Raw genomic sequence first — 853 nt, forward strand, 5'->3', positions numbered from 1 at the left:
TCACTTTCAACTCCTCTTCCGTTCTGCCTGTAGCCTGTAGCTTGCTGCTTGCAGTTGCCTCTTCCCTTACACTTGCCTGATTGCTGTTCGATGCCAGTGCCGTTACAGGGGCCGATGGTGCTGCACAGTTGTAACTGTTCCAGATCACATTCTTACCCTCACTCTCTACCTCTTCTGCTATAAACAGACCCGTCATGAATACATCATCTCTGCAGTCTCTGTCGCCATGACCTCTGTGGTCGCAGTCGTGGTGGCCATGACCTCTGTGTCTGCAACTGTTTGAACTGTGTGGTCGGTGGTCACATCTGTCATCACCATAGTTACCGCCCGTTACCTTCAGCTTACCATCCGGTAAGATGATGTTCGCCGTGATTCTTGTATCATCTCCTTTCACATGGAACTTCTCTTCATCTCTTCTGTTATCGGCCATGTAGAACGTTACCTGATACGCTTCCGGATTCACGATCACATCACTACCGATCGTTACTTTCTTACTCACACGGATGCTCGTATTCGGTGCAAAACGGATATAACTGTATCCTCCACTCTTCGGTCCTTTCTCTATCTGGATCTCTTCCACATCAAGCGTGGTAGCCGTAAAGCGTACGCTGGCTCCTTCTTCCAGTTTAATCTTGCCAAATACCGTTCCCGTTAAAGTTACATTCGAGCCCTTCTTCAGCGTTACTTCATCGTAGTTACCTGCTATTGTGGCCGTTACATTGCTGTTGATCGTCCTATCCTGCAGGTATCTTGTATTGCTCAGGTTGTACTGCATCGTAGGCAGTGTTACACTCGCTACTCCGTAGATCTTACTATTAATCGTAACTCCACGGTCCGTATCAATCCTCGGTGC

The 853-nt window shown here is 48.2% G+C and carries 1 protein-coding gene; it reads right to left on the bottom strand.

Annotated elements, in window-relative coordinates:
• Nucleotides 1–775: hypothetical protein (locus DM995_RS21545; RefSeq protein WP_157973457.1), on the bottom strand; the 775-nt coding region annotated here is incomplete at its 3' end.
• Nucleotides 776–853 lie beyond the last annotated feature (78 nt).

Source organism: Blastomonas sp. UPD001, from assembly GCF_003426715.1.
Classification (GTDB): domain Bacteria; phylum Pseudomonadota; class Alphaproteobacteria; order Sphingomonadales; family Sphingomonadaceae; genus Blastomonas.